The sequence below is a fragment of the Xanthomonas sp. CFBP 7698 genome (genome assembly GCF_003600855.1).
Taxonomy (GTDB): domain Bacteria; phylum Pseudomonadota; class Gammaproteobacteria; order Xanthomonadales; family Xanthomonadaceae; genus Xanthomonas; species Xanthomonas cannabis.
The window spans coordinates 838,868-859,105 of the sequence record NZ_PRDN01000002.1 but is presented as its reverse complement, the minus strand read 5'-3'; the positions used below and the strand labels follow the sequence as shown (position 1 = coordinate 859,105).

22 protein-coding genes and 4 tRNA genes are annotated in these 20,238 nt (G+C 64.9%); 21 read left to right on the top strand and 5 right to left on the bottom strand.

Annotation, left to right across the window (positions count from 1 at the left end; genetic code table 11):
* Window positions 1–38 precede the first annotated feature (38 nt).
* Window positions 39–1,265, top strand: coding sequence for a hypothetical protein (locus XnspCFBP7698_RS11725; RefSeq protein ID WP_047695366.1), 1,227 nt, complete (start codon window positions 39–41; stop codon window positions 1,263–1,265).
* Here the strand turns inward: XnspCFBP7698_RS11725 and ppk2 are convergent.
* The 5 genes from ppk2 to hemA all read right to left on the bottom strand — a co-directional run bounded on the left by ppk2 (window position 1,247) and on the right by hemA (window position 6,969).
* Window positions 1,247–2,029, bottom strand: a complete 783-nt coding sequence (ppk2, locus tag XnspCFBP7698_RS11720; RefSeq protein WP_104580874.1) for a polyphosphate kinase 2 — start codon at window positions 2,027–2,029, stop codon at window positions 1,247–1,249. The genes XnspCFBP7698_RS11725 and ppk2 overlap by 19 nt on opposite strands.
* Before the next feature lie 30 nt (window positions 2,030–2,059).
* Window positions 2,060–2,578, bottom strand: coding sequence for a molybdenum cofactor biosynthesis protein B (moaB, locus tag XnspCFBP7698_RS11715; RefSeq protein WP_104580873.1), 519 nt, complete (start codon window positions 2,576–2,578; stop codon window positions 2,060–2,062).
* Between the two features lie 326 nt (window positions 2,579–2,904).
* Window positions 2,905–4,611: a tetratricopeptide repeat protein gene (locus XnspCFBP7698_RS11710; RefSeq protein WP_104580872.1), complete on the bottom strand. Its 1,707-nt coding sequence runs from the start codon at window positions 4,609–4,611 to the stop codon at window positions 2,905–2,907.
* Window positions 4,608–5,693: a peptide chain release factor 1 gene (prfA, locus tag XnspCFBP7698_RS11705; protein WP_104580871.1), complete on the bottom strand. Its 1,086-nt coding sequence runs from the start codon at window positions 5,691–5,693 to the stop codon at window positions 4,608–4,610. The genes XnspCFBP7698_RS11710 and prfA overlap by 4 nt, the downstream gene beginning before the upstream one ends.
* Window positions 5,671–6,969: a glutamyl-tRNA reductase gene (gene hemA, locus XnspCFBP7698_RS11700; RefSeq protein WP_123137427.1), complete on the bottom strand. Its 1,299-nt coding sequence runs from the start codon at window positions 6,967–6,969 to the stop codon at window positions 5,671–5,673. Before hemA ends, prfA begins: the two co-directional genes overlap by 23 nt.
* A gap of 65 nt (window positions 6,970–7,034) precedes the next feature.
* Here hemA and XnspCFBP7698_RS11695 point away from each other — a divergent pair, with 65 nt between their 5' ends.
* The 20 genes from XnspCFBP7698_RS11695 (at window position 7,035) to rpsC (ending at window position 20,234) form a co-directional block, all read left to right on the top strand.
* Window positions 7,035–8,723 carry a tetratricopeptide repeat protein gene (locus XnspCFBP7698_RS11695; protein WP_104580870.1) on the top strand — a complete coding sequence of 563 codons (1,689 nt, stop codon included), beginning with the start codon at window positions 7,035–7,037 and terminating at the stop codon, window positions 8,721–8,723.
* Window positions 8,720–9,373, top strand: a complete 654-nt coding sequence (gene lolB, locus XnspCFBP7698_RS11690) for a lipoprotein insertase outer membrane protein LolB (protein ID WP_047695372.1) — start codon at window positions 8,720–8,722, stop codon at window positions 9,371–9,373. The genes XnspCFBP7698_RS11695 and lolB overlap by 4 nt, the downstream gene beginning before the upstream one ends.
* Complete coding sequence (gene ispE, locus XnspCFBP7698_RS11685; protein ID WP_104580869.1) at window positions 9,355–10,239, top strand: 4-(cytidine 5'-diphospho)-2-C-methyl-D-erythritol kinase; 885 nt, start codon at window positions 9,355–9,357, stop codon at window positions 10,237–10,239. The genes lolB and ispE overlap by 19 nt, the downstream gene beginning before the upstream one ends.
* Before the next feature lie 3 nt (window positions 10,240–10,242).
* A tRNA-Gln gene (locus XnspCFBP7698_RS11680) sits at window positions 10,243–10,319 on the top strand.
* 159 nt (window positions 10,320–10,478) lie between these two features.
* The gene (locus XnspCFBP7698_RS11675) at window positions 10,479–11,438 is read left to right on the top strand and encodes a ribose-phosphate diphosphokinase (protein ID WP_104580868.1); all 960 of its coding nucleotides are present in this window, start codon (window positions 10,479–10,481) and stop codon (window positions 11,436–11,438) included.
* Between the two features lie 111 nt (window positions 11,439–11,549).
* Window positions 11,550–12,185: a 50S ribosomal protein L25/general stress protein Ctc gene (locus tag XnspCFBP7698_RS11670; protein WP_046964355.1), complete on the top strand. Its 636-nt coding sequence runs from the start codon at window positions 11,550–11,552 to the stop codon at window positions 12,183–12,185.
* Window positions 12,186–12,236: 51 nt separating this feature from the next.
* A complete protein-coding gene (gene pth / locus XnspCFBP7698_RS11665; RefSeq protein ID WP_104580867.1) occupies window positions 12,237–12,815 on the top strand; it encodes an aminoacyl-tRNA hydrolase in 579 nt (192 codons plus the stop codon).
* 77 nt (window positions 12,816–12,892) lie between these two features.
* Window positions 12,893–13,984 (top strand): redox-regulated ATPase YchF, encoded by a 1,092-nt coding sequence (ychF, locus tag XnspCFBP7698_RS11660; RefSeq protein ID WP_047695375.1) that lies wholly within the window; start codon window positions 12,893–12,895, stop codon window positions 13,982–13,984.
* Between the two features lie 153 nt (window positions 13,985–14,137).
* Window positions 14,138–14,223 (top strand) — tRNA-Tyr (locus tag XnspCFBP7698_RS11655).
* A 29-nt stretch (window positions 14,224–14,252) separates the two neighbouring features.
* Window positions 14,253–14,326 (top strand) — tRNA-Gly (locus tag XnspCFBP7698_RS11650).
* A 33-nt stretch (window positions 14,327–14,359) separates the two neighbouring features.
* A tRNA-Thr gene (locus XnspCFBP7698_RS11645) sits at window positions 14,360–14,435 on the top strand.
* Between the two features lie 46 nt (window positions 14,436–14,481).
* A complete protein-coding gene (gene tuf, locus XnspCFBP7698_RS11640) occupies window positions 14,482–15,672 on the top strand; it encodes an elongation factor Tu (RefSeq protein WP_047695376.1) in 1,191 nt (396 codons plus the stop codon).
* Between the two features lie 460 nt (window positions 15,673–16,132).
* Complete coding sequence (rpsJ, locus tag XnspCFBP7698_RS11635) at window positions 16,133–16,444, top strand: 30S ribosomal protein S10 (RefSeq protein ID WP_003486723.1); 312 nt, start codon at window positions 16,133–16,135, stop codon at window positions 16,442–16,444.
* Between the two features lie 11 nt (window positions 16,445–16,455).
* The gene (rplC, locus tag XnspCFBP7698_RS11630; RefSeq protein ID WP_011036123.1) at window positions 16,456–17,106 is read left to right on the top strand and encodes a 50S ribosomal protein L3; all 651 of its coding nucleotides are present in this window, start codon (window positions 16,456–16,458) and stop codon (window positions 17,104–17,106) included.
* 12 nt (window positions 17,107–17,118) lie between these two features.
* Entirely contained in the window at window positions 17,119–17,724 is a 606-nt protein-coding gene (gene rplD, locus XnspCFBP7698_RS11625; RefSeq protein WP_010371054.1) for a 50S ribosomal protein L4, read from the top strand.
* Window positions 17,721–18,020, top strand: a complete 300-nt coding sequence (gene rplW / locus XnspCFBP7698_RS11620) for a 50S ribosomal protein L23 (RefSeq protein WP_002811694.1) — start codon at window positions 17,721–17,723, stop codon at window positions 18,018–18,020. The genes rplD and rplW overlap by 4 nt, the downstream gene beginning before the upstream one ends.
* 10 nt (window positions 18,021–18,030) lie before the next feature.
* Window positions 18,031–18,858, top strand: coding sequence for a 50S ribosomal protein L2 (gene rplB / locus XnspCFBP7698_RS11615; RefSeq protein WP_003486715.1), 828 nt, complete (start codon window positions 18,031–18,033; stop codon window positions 18,856–18,858).
* Window positions 18,859–18,864: 6 nt separating this feature from the next.
* Entirely contained in the window at window positions 18,865–19,134 is a 270-nt protein-coding gene (gene rpsS, locus XnspCFBP7698_RS11610; RefSeq protein WP_005993369.1) for a 30S ribosomal protein S19, read from the top strand.
* 12 nt (window positions 19,135–19,146) lie between these two features.
* Window positions 19,147–19,482: a 50S ribosomal protein L22 gene (gene rplV, locus XnspCFBP7698_RS11605; RefSeq protein WP_002811686.1), complete on the top strand. Its 336-nt coding sequence runs from the start codon at window positions 19,147–19,149 to the stop codon at window positions 19,480–19,482.
* Window positions 19,483–19,499: 17 nt separating this feature from the next.
* Complete coding sequence (rpsC, locus tag XnspCFBP7698_RS11600; protein WP_039412819.1) at window positions 19,500–20,234, top strand: 30S ribosomal protein S3; 735 nt, start codon at window positions 19,500–19,502, stop codon at window positions 20,232–20,234.
* Window positions 20,235–20,238: the final 4 nt, after the last annotated feature.

The following is a 20,238-nucleotide window of genomic DNA, read 5'->3' as shown; positions in this document are numbered from 1 at the left end:
TAACCTTGTCAACGCGATCAGGCGTTCAGGGGAATGTAATGGCCGCTCCATCTCAGGATCACAACGACGCGCACGATCAGCCGGCACGCCGCCGTCGCCAGCTGGCGCAATCCGCGCCATGGCTGTATCTCGGCGCGCTGCTGGGCAGCGGCTGGTTGCTGTTCGTGCAGCCGTCCACGCGCGTGCTGCAGTCCGGCCAGGCGGCCACCAGCTGGCTGGTGGCCTGGACCTTCGGCGGCATCGTGATCGGTGCGTTGCTGTGGAGCCTGCGGCTGGCGCGCCGTGGCCTGGCGCAGCCCTCGGCAAGCTACCCGCTGTCGGCACGCCTGCCCGAATCCTGGGCCGATGCCTACGCCGCATTGCTGCGCCCCGCGCCGCCGGCCCCGGTTGCCGTCTCCCGGTTGGACCCGGCCCACACCCAGCGTGGTGCGGCCTGGCATCGCTTCGGCGGCGGCATGCTCAGTGCGGAAACCTTCGACCCCGACGATGCCACCCGCGCGCCGTGGGATGGGCTCGATGCCCAGACCTGCATCGCGCGGCTGGACGAAGTGCGCACCGCCTGGCAGAACGCCTCGGCCAACCGCGCGCTGCAACAGGAACGCCGCTACTGGCTGGACGTGGTGCTGTCGCTGCTCGACCACGGTGTCATGCGGCCGTTGCAGGACGGCTACCTGCCCGACACCGCCGCGCTGCGGACCGAGCGTTTCCTGCTCGGTGCCGATGCCGGCCCGGTGGTACTGGCCGAGGTGCCGGCCCTGTTCGCACGTCGCCTGGCACTGGCCATCGATGCCATGCCGCCCGCCCAACGTGGCGCGGCCGAGGCGCAGTGGCGGCTGCTGCAGCAGCTGCACGCCCTGGTGGCCGAAGGCCGCATGCTGGACGAGCGTTCGCAGGTGATCCAGGTGCTGGCCTGGAACCCGGACGTGGACCTGGACCAGGTCGAAGTGGCCTACATCCTGGCTGCCGAATACCGCGAAGGCATGCGCGACTGGCTGCGCCGCGCCGCCCTGGTGCGCCTGCCCGACAGCGCGCTGCGCCTGGACGAAGTGCTGCTGTCCTCGTGCAGCCCGCTCGGCGCGCAAGCCGATGACGTGGACTACATGGAAGCGATGCGCCCGCTGCACCGCGGTTTCATGCAGTTGTTCAGTCAGCGCCTGAGCCAACTGGTGCTGCAGGCCGAGCAGGCCGAACGTCAGGCCGGCCTGCACCCGCTGCCGCGCGCTACCGCGGCCAGCGATGAAGTCTCTCAGGACTGGCCGGCGTAATCGTCGATCGGCTCCAGCACGCCGTAATGTTCCTTGTGCGGCTTGCCGTGCAAGGGCGGCAACGCGAGTTGCGCCTCGGGCACCGACGTGTCCGGGAGCCGATCCAGTAGATCGCGGATCAGGCTCAGCCGGCCCCGTTTCTGGTCGTTGAAATCCACCAGCGTCCACGGCGCATCGGGCGTGTGGGTCGCTTCGAGCATGCGCTCGCGGGCGGCGGTGTAGTCGTCATATTTGTCGCGCGATTGCAGATCCACCGGCGACAGTTTCCAGCCCTTGAGCGGGTCTGCGTGACGCTCGGCGAAGCGTTCTTCCTGCTCTGCCTGGTCCACGCACAACCAGTACTTGAACAACAGGATGCCGTCGTCGACCAGCATCTGTTCAAAGCGCGGCGCCTGCTCCAGAAACGCGGCGTATTGCGCGTCGGTGCAATAGCCCATGACCCGTTCCACGCCCGCGCGGTTGTACCAGCTGCGATCCATCAGCACCAACTCGCCGCCCGCCGGCAGATGCGTCACATAGCGCTGGAAATACCACTGCGTGCTCTCGCGGTCGCTGGGCTTGGGCAGCGCCACCACCCGGCACTGGCGCGGATTGAGATGGCTGGCGATGGTCTGTATCACGCCGCCCTTGCCGGCGGTGTCGCGGCCTTCCACCAGCACCAGGGCGCGCTGATTGGTGTGGCGCAGCCAGCGCGCCATGCCAACCAGTTCCAATTGCAGCGGTGCCAGCAGTTTCTTGTAGGCCTTGCGTTTGAGATGCGACATGCGCGTTCCAGCCGGTGGAGAGCGCGCAGGCTATTCGCCCAGACGTGGACGCAGTGTCGCCAGATTGCATGGTTTGGTCCGCGCATCCAGCTGCGCACGCACGATCTTCTCCCATGCCGTGCGGCAGGCCGAAGTGGAACCGGGCAGGCAGAACACGAAGCTGTGGTTGGCAAGCCCGGCAAACGCGCGCGATTGCAGCGAGGAGGTGCCGATTTCGTCCACGCTGACTGCGCGGAACATCTCGCCGAAGCCGGGCATGACCTTGTCCAGCAACGGCGTGATCGCCTCCGGAGTGCTGTCGCGGCCCGTAAAGCCGGTGCCGCCGGTGATCAGGATGCCGTCGACCTGTGCGTCGGCGATCCAGCCGGACACGATCGCGCGCATGCGGTAACGGTCGTCCGGGCACAGCGCACGTTCGTGCAGCACATGACCTTCGTGGGTGAGGGCATCGGCCAGGTAATCGCCGGAACGGTCATCGGCCAGGGTGCGGCTGTCGGACACGGTCAGCACGCACAGGCGCAGCGGAATGAAGTCGAGAGTGGAAGGCATGCGCGCAGCCTAGCGAGCCGGGACGGCCGGGTACAGCGTTGTGGTGTGAAGTTGTACGAAGCGGCTGCCTATCAGGCGTTAGCTAACGCGTCGCTCTAAGCCCCTCTCCCGTCGGGATAGGGTTGGGGGTGAGGGTACGGTTAACAGTGTCACGGCCGCAGCCGCACCCTCATCCGGCGCTACGCGCCACCTTCTACCGAAGGAAGAAGGGAGCAGCATCCATGCCTGACTGTCGCTCATATGGCAGCGCCAGCAAAAGATTCCGCGCCTCAAGCACCACGCCATCTAGCATGCCAACCCGGCAGCGCAACATCCGGCAACCGACGCTAACCTCCCAACCACCCACTGCGCCGCGCAATGCCACGCAGCAGCGCAGCCAGATCATCTGCAAATCCGTCCATATCGAAAACGCCACTGCGCAGGCGTTGTTCCGCCAATCGCACGCGCACACCACGCAAGGCATCCGCATCGCTCGCCAGTTCGATCGCCTTGGCGACAAACGCAGCGTCATCGGCCACATTCATCTCATCCAGCCCCAGATGCCGATTCAGGCTGCCGGCCACGCGCGCGGCGAACGTCTCGCCGGGCGTCGTCAGCACCGGGCAGCCTGCCCATAGCGCGTCGGAGGCCGTGGTGTGGGCGTTGTACGGGTGCGTGTCCAGAAACAGATCCGCATGCCGATAGCGCGCCAGATATTGCGAATGCGGCAACTTCGGCATGAACACCAGCCGCTGCGGGTCCACGCCCTGTTCCTGCGCGACTGCGCGCAGTCGCGCATCGGCCCGGCCCGGCCCGGACAGCAGCCACAACACGCTACCGGGCACCGCGCGCAACACCGCCAGCATGCGCGCCATGCTGCGTGGAGTGAGTTTGTAGCTGTTGTTGAAGCAGCACAGCACCACAGCCCGCTCAGGCAAGCCGCACTCCGCACGCGGTGGCGGTTGCGCGACCGTGCGCGAGGTGTCCGATGGTTGAAACACGCGTGGCAGGCGCAGCACCTGTTCGCTGTAAAACGGCTCCAGCGACGGCGGCAGTGCAAACGCATCGCCCAGCACATGGTCCATCCAGGGCGCACCAGAGGTGCCCGGATACGCAAGCCAGTTGAGCTGCACCGGCGCCGGCCGCAGAGCGAACACTTCCGGGCGCCCGCCACCGCCCCAGCCGCGCAGATCGAACAGCAGATCGATGCCCTGGTCCCGGATGTGTTGCGCGGTCGCCAGGTGCCCCAGTGTGGTGACGTCATGCAGGCGCGTCGCCTGCGCCAGGCGTGCACGGATCTCGCTGCCATCGTCATGGCTAGTCGCGAACAGGTGCACCTGCATGTCCGGCTGACGTCGCTGCAGCGCTTCGAACAAGGCCACGGTCAGTAGGCCGGTGGGGTGCGCGCCAAAGCCGTTGGAAACGAAGCCGAGGCGCAGCGCACCGCGGCTGCGCACCGTCACCGCAGGCAGCGGGCGTAAAGACGAGGCAATCGCCTGCGCACGGGTGCGGGCACACGCCAGTTGCTCGGCCGCGCTGGCGTCCTCGCTCAGGAATGCGAACGGCTCCACTGCCGCCTCGCCCCGCGCCACGGCGGCACGCACGTGCGCAGCCAGTGATTCCAGTTCGCGCCAATCGCACAGGCGGCGTCGCCAATTGAGCAACTGCGCGGTGATGTAGGGTTCGTCGGGCAGCAACCGATGCGCACGCGCATACGCGTCAGCCGCCTGCTCCGGTTGGCCGGCATCTTCCAATGCGTGCCCAAGCCACAGCGCGATACCGGGATGCTGCGGTACCAGGTCCGAGGCCTGTTGCAGCAAGGTGGCGGCGTCTGCATGGCGCTGCTGCGCCCAGCGTACCCGGCCCAGCCGTGCAATCGCCTCCGGGTGACCCGGATGCATGGCCAGGGCATGTTGCACCGCCAACTCGCCGGCCGTGCTGTCGCCCATGCCCAGCTCGGCATCGGCCAACATCAACCAGGCGACAAAGTCCCCCGGTTGGCGCCGCACCGCCTCGCGCAGCTGCAGCAGCTCGCGCGGGACGTTGGCACTCACGGGCTGTCGCTCAACCGCGCCAGTTCGTCGGCCTGATGCTCGTGCAGCAAGCGCGCGATCAGGGCATCCAGATCGCCTTCAATGATGTTGGGCAGGTCGTACAGCGTCAGCCCTTCCACACGATGGTCGGTGATGCGTCCCTGCGGAAAACTGTAGGTGCGGATGCGCTGGCTACGATCGCCGCTGCCCACCTGCAGCTTGCGCGTCTGCGCTTCGGCGGCGGCGGCTTTGCTGCGTTCGGTGTCCAGCAACTGCGCCTTCAGGCGCTTCATCGCCTTGTCGCGATTGGCGTGCTGGCTGCGTTCGGTCTGGCATTCCACCACCACGCCGGTCGGCACATGGGTGATGCGGATCGCCGATTCGGTCTTGTTGACGTGCTGTCCGCCCGCACCGGACGAGCGGAAGGTATCCACTTTCAGATCGGCCGGATTGATCGCGATCTCTTCCACGTCATCGGCCTCGGGAATGATCGCCACGGTGGCAGCCGAGGTGTGGATGCGGCCCTGCGACTCGGTCGCGGGCACGCGCTGCACGCGGTGCGTGCCGGATTCGAACTTCAGCCGCGAATACGCGCCACGCCCGACCACCCGCGCCACCACTTCCTTGTAGCCGCCATGTTCGCCGGGGCTGTCGGATTCGATTTCGACCTTCCAGCCCTGGCGCTCGGCGTAGCGCGCGTACATGCGGAACAGGTCACCGGCAAAGATGGCCGCTTCGTCGCCGCCGGTACCGGCGCGCACTTCCAGGAACAGGTTGCCGTCGTCGCGCGGGTCGCGCGGCACCAGCAGCAGCGCCAATTGCGCATCCAGCTCGTCCAGGCGTGCCTGCGCGGCGGCGATTTCCTCTTCGGCCAGTTCGCGCATTTCCGGGTCGCTGCGCAGGGCCTCGGCCGCGCTCAGGTCGGCCTTGGCGCGCGCTTCGTCTTCCAGCGCCACTGCCACCGGCTCCAGCTGCGACAGTTCGCGCGACAAGCTGCGGAACTTGTCGTTGTTGCCGACCACATCCGGGTCGGACAACAGGTGCTGCAGTTCTTCGCGGCGCTCGGCCAGCGCTTCGAGCTTACGGCGCAGGGTCGGCGTCATCTGTCCTCACGATCGGGGTAGCTACAGGGGGATGTTGGTAACCAGGCTTTTCCGGAAACAGCCGGTCGGCCGCACTGGTCAGTTCCAGGTCGTTGTTCAGTGCCGCATCGCGCAGCGCAGCAGTGGGCGGATGCAGCAGACGGTTGGTCAGCGCATGCGCCAGCTGTTCCAGCACTTCGTCGGCGGACTTGCCGTTGCTCAACTGCTGGCGTGCCTTGGCCAGTAACTCGTCACGGGTGCTGTCGCCGAATGCGCGCAGGCGCTTGAGCGGCGCCTGGCGTGCGTTGGCCTGCACGGTCTCGACGTAGCGTGCCACCTGCAGGTCGATGATGGCTTCGGCCTGATCGGCGGCCTCGCGGCGGCTGCGACGGTTGTCTTCGACCGCGCGCTCCAGATCGTCCACCGTGTACAGGTACGCATCGCCCAGCTGCGCCACCGAGGCCTCGATGTCGCGCGGCACCGCCAGGTCGAACAGCAGCATCGGCTTGCGCTTGCGTGCGCGCAGCGCCTGTTCGACCTGGGCGCGCGTCACCACCGGCTCGCGCGCGGCGGTGGCCGAGAACACCACGTCGGCCTCGGCCAGGTGGCGTTCCAGATCGGTCAACGGCAGCGCATAGCCGCCATGCTGGCTGGCCAGCGTCTGCGCGTGGGCGAGGGTGCGGTTAGCGATCAGCAGGCGCCGCACGCGACCCTCGCTCAGATGCTTGGCCGCCAGCTCGATGGTCTCGCCGGCACCGACCAGCAACACGGTCGATTCGTTGAGCCGGGCGAACGATTCCTGCGCCAGCCGCACCGCCGTGGACGCCACTGACACCGGATTGGCACCGACCCGGGTATCGGTGCGCGCGCGCTTGGCCACCGAAAAGGTCTGCTGGAACAGCCGATCCAGGCCGCTGCCCAACGCACCGTGGGCCCGCGCCACCGCCCAGGCATCCTTCACCTGGCCCAGGATCTGCGGCTCGCCCAGCACCATCGAATCCAGCCCCGTGGCCACCCGGAACAGGTGACGTACCGCGTCGGCATCCTGGTGTTGGTACAGATACCCGCTCAGCCCGGGGGCGTGTGCGTCCAGCCAGCCGGCCAGCGTCTGCGCGTCGTCGGCCATCGCATACAGCTCGGTACGATTGCAGGTGGACAACAGCGCCGCCTCGCGCACCTGCGGCAACGTACGCAACGATTCGAGCGCACGCGGCAGTGCCTCACCGGCGAACGCTGCACGTTCGCGCAGGTCCACAGGAGCGGTCTGGTGATTCAGTCCGAGCACCCACAACGTCATTGTTCAGTTGCTTGCGATAAGCTGGCGGCCATTCAGGGCCCCATTTTACGGCCCGGTTGCCCCCGATGCCTGTACCGATTCGCATCCTGAGTGTTCTTTTGCTGGTCGCAGTCTCCACCAGTGCCACTGCAGCACCCAAGAAAGCACCGCCCGCGCCACCCGCCAAGGCTGCCGGCGCCACCTCGCTGGAACCCGTGCTCGCTGGCGAATTCGCCTTGCAGGCCGGGCAACTGGACGATGCCGCCCGTGCCTACCTGGACGCCGCCAAGGCCGAAGCCGGCGACGCCGGGCTGGCCGAACGCGCCGCCCGCATCGCCATGCTTGCCAACGACGACCCGCGCGCCATCGAGGCGATGGCGCTGTGGCGCGCCCGCGCGCCGTCGTCGATGTCGATGCGCAGCACCGAGGCGTCGCTGGCCTTGCGCCGCAACGACCTGCGTACCGCTCGCCGCGATCTGCTCGGCCTGCTCAAGGAACCCGACCCGCGCGGCTGGCGTTTTGCGTTGATCGCCCTGGCCAATGGCGGCCGCGAGCCTGAAGCCTCTGCCGACGTGCTCGAGGACCTGGTCAAGGCCGGCGCCATCCCCAACCAGATCGAGGCCTGGCAGGAGTTCGGCCGGCTCGCGCTGCGCATGGAGCGCCCGGCGCTGGCCAAGCGCATCGTCGATGAAGTGGTGCGCCGCTTCCCCGAAGAGCCGCGCGTGGCCTTGCTGCATGCCACCCAGCTGCAGCAGGAAGGCAAGAACGACGAGGCACTGGCCCTGCTGAAGGCCGTCGAGCCGCAGGCGGTGAAGGACTCCGAACTGCGCGGCGCGCTGGCCTTCGCCTACGACGCCATGGGCCAGACCGAAGCGGCCGCACGCGTGCTCTCCACCGGGCCGCAGGACACCCAGACCTACGGGTTGCGGGCCTCCATGCTGGCCAAGGAAAAGGACCGCAGCGCGCTCGAAGCGCTGTACGGCGAGCTCAAGAGCAATGCCACCAAGCCGGATCCGGATCGCCGCCTGCTATTGGGCAAGATCGCCGAATTCCTCAAGCGTTACGACGAAGCGGTGGAATGGTACCGCGGTGTGCCGGGCGGCCCGCAGCTGAGCGAGGCGCGGTTGCGCGCGGCCAGCGCGTTGTATGAGCTGGGTCGCAAGCCCGAGGCGCTGACCGAAGTGCGTGCCCTGCAGGGCGATGCCAGTGCCGACGACGATGCCCGTCGCGATGCGTACGTTTTGGAGGCCGAGCTGCACCAGCGCGCCGATGATGCCCCCGGCGAGCTGGACGCTTTCGAACGCGGCTTGGCCGCCTATCCGGACGACAGTGCGCTGCTGTACGCCCGTGGCCTTGCGTGGGAGCGTCGCGACGACGTGCCGCGGGCCGAGGCCGACCTGCGCAAGATCCTGGTGGCCGAGCCGGAAAACGTCGCCGCGCTCAACGCGCTGGGCTACACCCTGGCCGATCGCACCACGCGCTACAAGGAAGCGTTGGCGCTGATCGACCGCGCCCGCACCGCCGACCCGGACAACCCGGCCATCGTCGACAGCTACGGCTGGGTGCTGTACCGCATGGGGCGCAACAAGGAGGCCCTGGTACAACTTCGCCGTGCCTGGGCGCTGGTCAAGGACCCGGAAATCGCCGCCCACGTGGGCGAGGTGCTCTGGGTCAGTGGAAAGCAGGACGAGGCGCGGCGTTATTTCGATGAAGCGCGCCGGCTGGACCCGGACAATCGCGCACTGCAGCGCGCCGTGGAAAAGTTCGGCCTATGAATCGCGGGATCCGCACGCTGGCCCTGAGCGGGCTGGTGCTGGCCATGCTGTCCGGCTGCGTGAGCGTGCCGCGCGGGCAGGGCGGCGGAGCAGCAGTGGTCGAACAGGTGTCCGACCAGGCCCGCCAGGCCGAAGCCACGCGCCAGGACTGGCTGCAGGCCCACCCCGCCTGGTCGTTCCAGGGCCGGGTGGCGATCAGTAAGGGCCGTGACGGCGGCAGCGGCCGCATCGACTGGCAGCAGGATGGCCCGCAATACCGCGTGCAGCTCAGTGCGCCAGTGACCCGGCAGAGCTGGGTGCTCACCGGCGACAGCGCCACCGGCGCCGGCCGGATCGAAGGGCTGGATGGCGGCCCGCGCAGTGGGCCGGACGCAGAGCAGGTGTTGCTTGAGGCGACCGGCTGGACCATCCCGGTCAACCGGATGGCGGACTGGGTGCGCGCGCTGCGCATCGCCGACACCGCTGCGCAGCGCGTGGACCTGGATGCCGCCGGGCGCCCGCGCACCGTGCAACAGGGCGGCTGGACCATCGAGTTCCTGGCCTGGGCTCCTGCCGGTGACGGCCAGCCCGAGCTGCCGCAACGCATCGAAGCCCGCAACGGCAGCGCCAAGGTGCGCCTGCTGGTCGATCAGTGGACGGTCTCGCCCTGATGTCGGCGCCAGAAGGGTGGTCGGCATGGCCCGCGCCGGCCAAGCTGAACCTGTTTCTGCAGATCGTCGGGCGCCGCGCCGATGGCTACCACCTGCTGCAGACCGTGTTCCGGCTGCTGGACTGGGGGGACACCATTCATCTTCGTTTGCGCAGCGATGGCCTGATCCGGCGTATCGGCGAGAGTCTGCCCGGCGTTACCGAAGACGACGATCTGGTGATTCGCGCCGCGCGGCTCCTGCAATCGGCCGCCGGCACGGACGCGGGTGCCGAGATCCGGGTCGACAAACGCATCCCCGCCGGTGGCGGTTTCGGTGGCGGCTCCTCGGACGCGGCAACCGTGCTGGTGGCGCTCAATGTCTTGTGGGGCCTGGGTTTGCCGGTCGATGCGCTGGCCGGGCTGGGCCTGCAACTGGGTGCGGACGTTCCGGTGTTCGTGCGCGGGCACAACGCCTGGGCCGAGGGCGTCGGTGAGCAATTGACCCCGATCGCGCTCCCGGACGCGGCCTATGTGCTGGTCGATCCAGGTGTTCACGTGCCCACGCCGGCCTTATTTCAATCACAGGAATTGACGCGGGATGCCGCGCCCGCGAAAATAGCGGACTTCGCTTCCGGTTCTCTGCTCGACAATGCATTCGAGCCGGTCCTGCGGCGCCGTGAACCCGCTGTCGAGGCCGTGTTCCTGGCGCTGTCCAGGATCGGAACGCCGCGTTTGACCGGGTCGGGAAGTGGGTGCTTCGTCGAATTCGCCACGTGCGCTGCTGCAGAGCAGGCCATGGCGCAGTTGCCGGGCAGCCTGCGGGCGTGGGTCGTGAAGGGTGCAGCGCACTCGCCATTGCTCGACGCACTGGACGCGAGACAAGTTTGATGCAGGGGCGTCGCCAAGAGGCCCAAGGCACCAGGTTTTGATCCTGGCATTCGTAGGTTCGAATCCTACCGCCCCTGCCAATGTGTTGATGTGGGTCGCTCTGCAAGAGGTGTAGATGCAGATTCGTCTGCAGGCTCCCGCAGCTTCATATGCGCAGATCGAGGTACGGCCGGGCAACGGCGTGGCTCCTCTGCTCTTCCGCCGACCCGCACGCTCTTCGCCGCCGCCCGAGAGATCCCATGCAAGATCAACGTAACCTGCTGGTGTTCTCCGGCAATGCCAACAAGCCGCTTGCCCAGAGCATCTGCAAGGAGCTCGGCGTGCGCATGGGCAAGGCGCTGGTCACGCGCTTCTCCGATGGCGAGGTGCAGGTCGAAATCGAAGAAAGCGTGCGCCGGCAGGAAGTCTTCGTCATCCAGCCGACCTGCGCGCCGAGCGCCGAGAACCTGATGGAGCTGCTGGTGCTGATCGACGCGCTCAAGCGCGCCAGCGCCCAGTCCGTCACCGCGGTGATCCCGTATTTCGGCTATTCGCGCCAGGACCGTCGCATGCGCTCCTCGCGCGTGCCGATCACCGCCAAGGTCGCAGCCAAGATGATCTGCGCGATGGAGGCCGACCGCGTGCTGACGGTCGACCTGCATGCCGACCAGATCCAGGGCTTCTTCGATGTGCCGGTGGACAACGTCTATGCCTCGCCGCTGCTGCTGGCCGATATCTGGCGCGCTTACGGCACCGACAACCTGATCGTGGTGTCGCCGGACGTGGGGGGCGTGGTGCGTGCGCGCGCCGTCGCCAAGCGCCTGGATGACGCCGATCTGGCCATCATCGACAAGCGCCGTCCGCGCGCCAACGTCGCCACCGTGATGAACATCATCGGCGACGTGCAGGGCAAGACCTGCGTGCTGGTGGACGACCTGGTCGATACCGCCGGCACCCTGTGTGCGGCTGCCGCTGCGCTCAAGCAGCGCGGTGCGCTCAAGGTGGTGGCCTACATCACCCACCCGGTGCTGTCCGGTCCGGCGGTGGACAACATCAACAGTTCGCAGCTCGACGAGCTGGTGGTCACCGACACGATCCCGTTGAACGAAGCGGCGCGGACCTGCCCCAAGATTCGTCAGCTGAGCGTGGCCGAACTGCTGGCCGAGACCATTCGCCGCATCGCCTTCGGCGAATCGGTCAGCTCGCTCTACGTCGACTGATCTCCCATTCGGTGCCCGGATCTCCCGGGTGCCGGTACCACGTCTCTCCTGGTCGCGGGTGAGACGCTTCATCGCCGCGAGGCGGTATTCCAAACTAGGTAGTGAAACAACATGGCAAAGACTCACGAAATCAAGGTCGAGCGCCGCGCAGACGAGGGGAAGGGTGCGAGCCGCCGCCTGCGTCACGCTGGCGTCATTCCGGCCATCGTCTACGGTGGCGAACTCGAGCCGGTCAGCATCCAGCTCAACCATGAGCAGATCTGGCTCGCCCAGCAGAACGAGTGGTTCTACTCGTCGATCCTGGACCTGAACCTCAATGGCGACGTGCAGCAGGTGCTGCTGCGTGACATGCAGCGCCATCCGTTCAAGCAGCTGATCATGCACATCGACTTCCAGCGCGTCAGCGCCAACGAGAAGCTCAGTGCCGCTGTGCCGCTGCACTTCATCAACGAAGCAACCTCGCCGGCCGGCAAGTCCAGCGAAGTGGTCGTCACCCACGAGCTCAACGAAGTCCAGGTGGTCTGCCTGCCGAAGGACCTGCCGGAGTTCATCGAAGTCGACCTCGGTGCCCTGGAAGTGGGCAACGTGATCCACCTGTCCGAGATCAAGCTGCCGGCCGGTGTTGAAATTCCGGAACTGAAGCTGGGCAAGGAACACGACGTTGCCGTGGTTGCTGCCAAGCACGTGCGCGTCGAGGAAGAAGACGCTGCCGGTGAAGAAGGCAGCGAAGGCGCAGAGACCAAGTAATCCGTTGGCCGATTCCTCGCAGCACGCGGGGAATCGGCTGCGGTCACTGGCATGTCTGCACTTCGTCTGATCGTCGGGCTGGGTAATCCAGGTCCCGAACACGCGCAAACCCGGCATAACGCCGGGTTTCGTTTCGTCGATGCCCTCGTCGAGCGCAGTGGCGCCCGCTGGGGCCTGGACAGCAAGCTGTTCGGCGAGGCGGCCAGGGTCGATATCGCGGGCCAGCCGGTCTGGCTGCTCAAGCCGGCGACGTTCATGAATCTCAGTGGTAAATCGATCACCGCCGCATTGCGGTTCTGGAAGATCGAGCCGGAGCAGATGCTCGTCGCCCACGACGAACTGGATCTGTCACCCGGCACGGCACGGCTCAAGTTCGATGGCGGACATGGCGGCCAGAACGGTCTGCGTGACACCATCCGCCTGCTCGGCCATGGCAAATTTCACCGCTTGCGCGTCGGCATCGGTCATCCCGGTCACAAGGACCGCGTGGTGCCCTGGGTGCTGGGACGGGCAGGGCGCGAGGACGATGTGGCGATCGGTCAGGCGATAGATGCGGCCATCGACGTGCTGCCGCTGGCAATGGATGGCAATTTCAACGAGGCGATGAAGCGCCTGCATACGGAAAAATAGAGAATGGGGAATCGGGAATGGGAGGAGTGTTGCTCTTGCCATTCTCGATTCCCGATTCTCCATTCACTGGAAAACCCATGGGTATCAAATGCGGCATCGTCGGCCTGCCCAACGTCGGCAAGTCGACCCTGTTCAACGCGCTGACCAAGGCGGGCATCGCTGCGGCCAATTTTCCGTTCTGCACCATCGAGCCCAACGTCGGCATCGTGCCGGTGCCCGATCAGCGCCTCAACCAGCTGGCCGAGATCGTCAAGCCACAGAAGCTGATTCCGACCGCGGTCGAGTTCGTCGACATCGCCGGCCTGGTGGCCGGTGCGGCGAGCGGTGAGGGCCTGGGCAACAAGTTCCTGGCGCACATCCGCGAAGTGGATGCGATCACCCACGTGGTGCGTTGCTTCGAGAACGATGACGTCATCCACGTCAACAACAAGGTCGACCCCATTTCCGATATCGAAACCATCGATACCGAGCTGGCGCTCGCCGACCTGGACAGCGTGGAAAAGGCGCTCAATCGCGCCGAGCGCAGTGCCAAGGGCGGCGACAAGGAGGCTGCGGCACGCAAGCCGGTGCTGGCCAAGCTGCAGGCGGCGCTGGCTGATGGAAAGTCGGGGCGTGCGGCCGGCCTGGATGAGGAAGAGAAGGCGCTGGTGCGCGATCTGTTCCTGCTCACGCTCAAGCCGGTGATGTACATCGCCAACGTGCTGGAGGACGGTTTCGAGAACAATCCGCACCTGGATGCCGTGCGCGCGCACGCTGCTGCCGAAGGTGCAGAAGTGGTGCCGGTCTCGGCCGCGATCGAAGAAGAGCTGTCCCAGCTGGACGACGAGGACCGCGATACCTTCCTGGCCGACCTCGGGCTGAGCGAACCTGGCTTGAATCGCGTCATTCGCGCCGCTTACACGCTGCTCGGCCTGCAGACCTACTTCACTGCAGGCGTCAAGGAAGTGCGCGCCTGGACGGTCAGGGCCGGCTCCACCGCGCCGCAGGCGGCGGCCGTCATTCACACCGATTTCGAGAAGGGCTTCATCCGCGCCGAGACCATCGGTTTCGATGATTTCATCAAGTATCGCGGCGAAGCCGGTGCGCGCGACGCGGGCCGCCTGCGCCTGGAAGGCAAGGAATATCGCGTCCAGGAAGGCGATGTGCTGCACTTCCGTTTCAACGTCTGATCCGATGCACGCGGCGTCGTTCGCCGCGTGCTGTCGGGTGTGACGAATAGTTCAAAATTTTTGTTGACACCAGGTGCGTCCCACAACAAAATAACGGGCTGCTTCACCCCGAACCGATTCGCTTCACCGCGCAACGGTCCGGTAGTAAAAGCTGGAGGGATACCCAAGCGGCCAACGGGGGCAGACTGTAAATCTGCTGGCTTACGCCTTCGGTGGTTCGAATCCACCTCCCTCCACCAGTTTCACGTTGTGGCATGCAGTTCCCGGCGCGGGAGTAGTTCAACGGTAGAACCTCAGCCTTCCAAGCTGATGGTGCGGGTTCGATTCCCGTCTCCCGCTCCATTGAACGCAAATGCATGGCATAATGCAAAACTCGCTCACGTAGCTCAGTCGGTAGAGCACCTCCTTGGTAAGGAGGAGGTCGAAGGTTCGATTCCTTTCGTGAGCACCATTACTCAATCGTCTTAACTCCAAACGATTACCGAGAACTTGCACCCATGGCAAAAGCTAAATTCGAGCGCACCAAGCCGCACGTGAACGTCGGCACCATCGGTCACGTCGACCATGGCAAGACCACGTTGACCGCCGCGCTGACCAAGATCGGTGCAGAGCGTTTCGGTGGCGAGTTCAAGGCGTATGACGCGATCGACGCAGCGCCGGAAGAAAAGGCGCGCGGCATCACGATTTCGACCGCGCACGTTGAATACGAATCCCCGATTCGCCACTACGCACACGTTGACTGCCCCGGCCACGCCGACTACGTCAAGAACATGATCACCGGTGCGGCGCAGATGGACGGCGCGATCCTGGTGTGTTCGGCCGCTGACGGCCCGATGCCGCAGACCCGTGAGCACATCCTGCTCTCGCGTCAGGTCGGTGTGCCGCACATCGTCGTGTTCCTGAACAAGGCCGACATGGTCGACGACGCCGAGCTGCTCGAGCTGGTCGAAATGGAAGTGCGCGAGCTGCTCAGCAAGTACGACTTCCCGGGCGACGACACCCCGATCATCCACGGTTCGGCCCGTCTGGCGCTGGACGGTGATCAGAGCGAGATCGGTGTGCCGGCCATCCTGAAGCTGGTCGATGCCCTGGACAGCTTCATTCCGGAGCCGACCCGTGACGTCGACCGTCCGTTCCTGATGCCGGTCGAAGACGTGTTCTCGATCTCCGGCCGCGGCACCGTGGTGACCGGTCGTATCGAGCGCGGCATCATCAAGGTGGGCGACGAAATCGAAATCGTCGGCATCCGCGACACGCAGAAGACCACGGTCACCGGCGTGGAGATGTTCCGCAAACTGCTGGACCAGGGCCAGGCAGGCGACAACGCCGGTCTGCTGCTGCGCGGCACCAAGCGTGACGACGTGGAGCGTGGCCAGGTGCTGTGCAAGCCGGGTTCGATCAAGCCGCACACCGAGTTCGAAGCCGAAGTCTACGTGCTGTCCAAGGACGAGGGTGGCCGTCACACCCCGTTCTTCAAGGGCTACCGTCCGCAGTTCTACTTCCGCACCACCGACATCACTGGCGCGTGCCAGCTGCCGGAAGGCGTGGAGATGGTGATGCCGGGCGACAACGTCAAGATGGTCGTGACCCTGATCAACCCGGTCGCGATGGACGAAGGTCTGCGCTTTGCAATCCGTGAAGGTGGCCGCACCGTCGGCGCCGGCGTGGTTGCCAAGGTCATCAAGTAAGCAGTGCCTGCAGTCGGCGGCGTTTGCCGCTGACGTAGCACGGAAGGGTCGGCGCAAGCCGGCCCTTTTTATTGCCCCTCGGCCTAGATTGATCTACCGGCATCCGGCCGCAGGTTCTGCGCTTGCGCGCTGAAATTTACGTCGCTATAATGCGCGGCTCGGTGTCCCTGGGTAGGGCGCTGGGTTACAGCGAAAAGAACGGCAGGACGCCGCTCGTGTTCGCCAGACCGGGAAGGTCGTGTTGCATGGAGCACTCAACAACTCATCCGTTGTTGACCGTGCTCTAGCTGCGCATTATACTTTTCCGTCTGGGCAGGCCGGTTTACCGGGCTGCCTCAGTTTTTGGGCGGAGGAAAGCCCTCGTCGGCAGGAAGTACGACGATTTCACCAACGCAGGAATATCGGGGCAGGTATCCCAGAGGCCTTGCCCGTCGCTCTTTTAACGAAGGAAGCTTCCGTCATGTCGGAACAAAAGATCCGGATTCGGTTGAAGGCGTTCGATCATCGTTTGATCGACCGTTCGGCCAGCGAGATCGTCGAAACGGCCAAGCGGACCGGCGCGCAAGTGCGTGGCCCGATCCCACTGCCGACCAAGATCGAACGTTACACCATCCTCGTATCCCCGCATGCCGACAAGGATGCGCGTGACCAATACGAAACCCGCACGCACAAGCGTGTGCTCGATATCGTCGACCCCAACGACAAGACCGTGGACGCGCTGATGAAGCTCGAACTCGCGGCTGGCGTCGACGTCCAGATCAAGCTCACCTGAGGACTACGACCATGACGAAGAAATATTCGTTGGGCTTCGTGGGCCGCAAGGCTGGTATGAGCCGCGTCTTCACTGAAGACGGTCGCTCGGTACCGGTCACGCTGATCGAAGCAACTCCGAACCGCATCGCGCAGATCAAGACCGTCGAAGTTGACGGCTACAGCGCCGTGCAGATTACCGTTGGCGCGCGTCGCGCCGCACTGGTCAACAAGCCGGCCGCCGGTCACTTCGCCAAGGCGAAGGTCGAAGCGGGTCGTGGCTTGTGGGAATTCCGCGTTGAAGATGCGCAGCTCGGCGATTTCGCCGTCGGCGGCGAAATCAAGGCGGACATCTTCGAGGTCGGCCAGAAGGTCGACGTCCAGGGCGTCACCAAGGGTAAGGGTTTCCAGGGCACCATCAAGCGCTACAACTTCCGTATGGGCGATGCAACTCACGGTAACTCGCTGTCGCATCGCGCGCCGGGTTCGTTGGGTCAGCGCCAGACCCCGGGTCGTGTTTTCCCGGGCAAGAAGATGTCGGGCCACATGGGCGCCGTGCAGCAAAGCACGCAGAACCTGGAAGTGGTCAAGGTCGACGTCGAGCGTGGTCTGATTGCTATCCGCGGCGCCGTGCCTGGCGCAGCTGGTGGCGACGTGATCGTCCGTCCGGCGAGCAAGGCATAAGGAGAGATGACGATGGAACTCGTTATCACGGGTAGCAACAACAAGGTCTCGGTCTCCGATGCCGTGTTCGGTCGCGAATTTAGCGAAGATCTGGTTCACCAGGTCGTCGTGGCTTATCGCAATGCCGGTCGCGCTGGTACCAAGGCACAGAAGACGCGTTCGGAAGTTGCGGGCACGACCAAGAAGTCGAAGAAGCAGAAGGGCGGCGGCGCGCGTCATGGCGCACTGACGGCTCCGATCTTCGTCGGCGGCGGCGTGACCTTTGCGGCCAAGCCGCGCAGCTTCGAGCAGAAGGTCAACCGCAAGATGTACCGCGCGGCCATCTGCGCGATCTTCTCCGAGTTGAACCGTCAGGGTCGTCTGATGATCGTCGACGCGTTCGACCTCGAAGCGACCAAGACCAAGGGTCTGATCGAGAAGCTGAAGGGACTGGATGTGGGCAAGCGCCCGCTGATCGTCACCGAAGAAGCCTCCGAGCACCTGTATCTGTCCGCCCGCAATCTGCCTTACGTGCAGGTGCGTGATGTGCAGGGTCTGGATCCGGTCGCACTGGTCGGGGCCGATACGGTCGTGATCACCGCCGATGCGGTCAAGAAGGTCGAGGAGTGGCTGGCATGAGCAGCAACGAAAAAATCTTCAGCGTGCTGCGTGCTCCGCGAGTCTCCGAAAAGACCGCGCGCCTGCAGGAAATCTCCAACCAGTATGTCTTCGAAGTTTCGAACGAAGCCACCAAGGCCGATGTAAAGGCCGCGGTTGAGCAGCTGTTCGACGTCAAGGTCAAGGCAGTCAACGTGGTCAACGTCAAGGGCAAGAGCAAGTCCTTCCGTAACCGTGCTGGCAGCCGTGGCAATTGGCGCAAGGCGTACGTCCGCCTGGTTGATGGTCAATCCATCGACGTAACGGCCAAGGCCTGAGGTCCATCCCATGCCATTGATGAAGTTCAAACCCACCTCTCCCGGCCGTCGTTCCGCCGTGCGCGTGGTTACTCCCGATCTGCACAAGGGCGCACCGCACGCGGCGCTGCTCGACTCGCAGAGCAAGTCCGGTGGTCGTAACCACCACGGCCGCATCACCGTGCGTCACGTCGGTGGTGGCCACAAGCAGCACTACCGCATCATCGACTTCAAGCGCAACAAGGAAGGCATTCCGGCGCGTGTGGAGCGGATCGAATACGATCCGAACCGTACCGCTCATATCGCCCTGCTGTGCTACGTCGATGGCGAGCGTCGCTACATCATCGCCCCGAAGGGCCTGAAGGCTGGCGACCAGGTCATTGCCGGTGCGAATGCGCCGATCAAGACCGGTAACACGCTGCCGCTGCGCAACATCCCGGTCGGTACGACGGTTCACGGTATCGAGCTGAAGCCGGGTAAGGGCGCTCAGATCGCACGTGCTGCCGGTGCAGCCGTCCAGCTGGTCGCTCGCGAAGGCATCTATGCCACGCTGCGTCTACGCTCGGGCGAAATGCGCAAGGTGCCGGTCGAATGCCGCGCCACCATCGGTGAAGTCGGCAACGACGAGCACAACCTCGAGAAGCTGGGCAAGGCCGGCGCCAAGCGTTGGCGCGGTGTTCGCCCGACCGTTCGCGGTGCGGCCATGAACCCGGTCGATCACCCGCACGGTGGTGGTGAAGCGAAGGCTGGTCAGGGTAATCCGCATCCGGTCACCCCGTGGGGTGTTCCGACCAAGGGTTACAAGACGCGCAAGAACAAGCGCACCCAGCAGTTCATCGTCCGCGATCGTAGGGGCTAATCGACCATGGCACGTTCACTTAAGAAGGGCCCGTTCGTCGATCACCACCTTGCAAAGAAGGTGGAGTCCGCTGCGGGTAGCAAGAAGCCGATCAAGACCTGGTCGCGCCGTTCGATGATCCTGCCCGAAATGGTAGGCATCACCATCGCCGTGCATAACGGCAAGAACCACATTCCGGTGCTCGTCAACGAGAATATGGTCGGCCACAAGCTCGGCGAATTTGCCGTCACCCGGACCTTCAAGGGTCACGGTGGCGACAAGAAGTCGAGCAGGTAAGGAGAGATGACGATGGAAGCGAAAGCAATCCTGCGCACCGCGCGCATCTCCCCGCAGAAGGCCCGCCTGGTCGCTGATCAGGTGCGTGGTTTGTCCGCCGAGCGTGCGGTCAATCTGCTGAAGTTCTCGGACAAGAAGGCTGCACACCTGATCAAAAAGGTGGTGGAGTCGGCTATTGCCAATGCCGAGAACAATCAGGGCGCGGATGTCGACGAGCTGAAGGTCAAGACCATCATGGTTGATGAAGGTCCCTCCCTGAAGCGTTTCATGGCGCGGGCGAAAGGCCGCGGTACCCGCATCCTCAAGCGCACCAGTCACATCACTGTGATTGTCGGCGCCGCCAAGTAAGCGGAAAGGAAAAGACCATGGGTCATAAAGTTCATCCGACTGGAATCCGTCTTGGTATCTCCAAAGACTGGAACTCCAAGTGGTACGCAAACAAGGGCGACTTCGCCGGTTACCTGGCAGCCGACCTGAAAGTGCGTGAAATGCTGCGCAAGAAGCTCGCGCAGGCAGGTGTCAGCAAGATCTTGATCGAGCGCCCTGCCAAAACCGCCCGCGTCACCATTCACACCGCCCGTCCGGGCGTGGTGATCGGCAAGCGTGGTGAGGATATTGAAAAGCTGCGTAAGGAAGTGAGCGAACTGATGGGCGTTCCGGCGCACATCAACGTCACCGAAGTGCGCAAGCCGGAGCTGGATGCGCAGCTGGTCGCCGAGTCGATCGCGCAGCAGCTCGAGCGTCGCATCATGTTCCGCCGCGCAATGAAGCGCTCGGTCGGTAACGCGATGCGCTTGAGTGCCCTGGGCATCAAGGTCAACGTGGCTGGCCGCCTCAACGGTGCAGAAATCGCCCGTTCGGAGTGGTACCGCGAAGGTCGCGTGCCGCTGCACACGCTACGTGCCGACATTGATTACGGTTTTGCCGAGGCGTCCACGACGTACGGCATCATCGGGATCAAGGTCTGGATCTATAAGGGCGAGGTTTTCGACTTCTCCCAGGTTGGCCAGGAAAAGCAGGACGACAGCCCGCGCAACGATCGTAACGATCGCGGCGACCGTGGTGACCGCCCGTCGCGCCCGGCTCGTGAAGCGAGGTAACGGC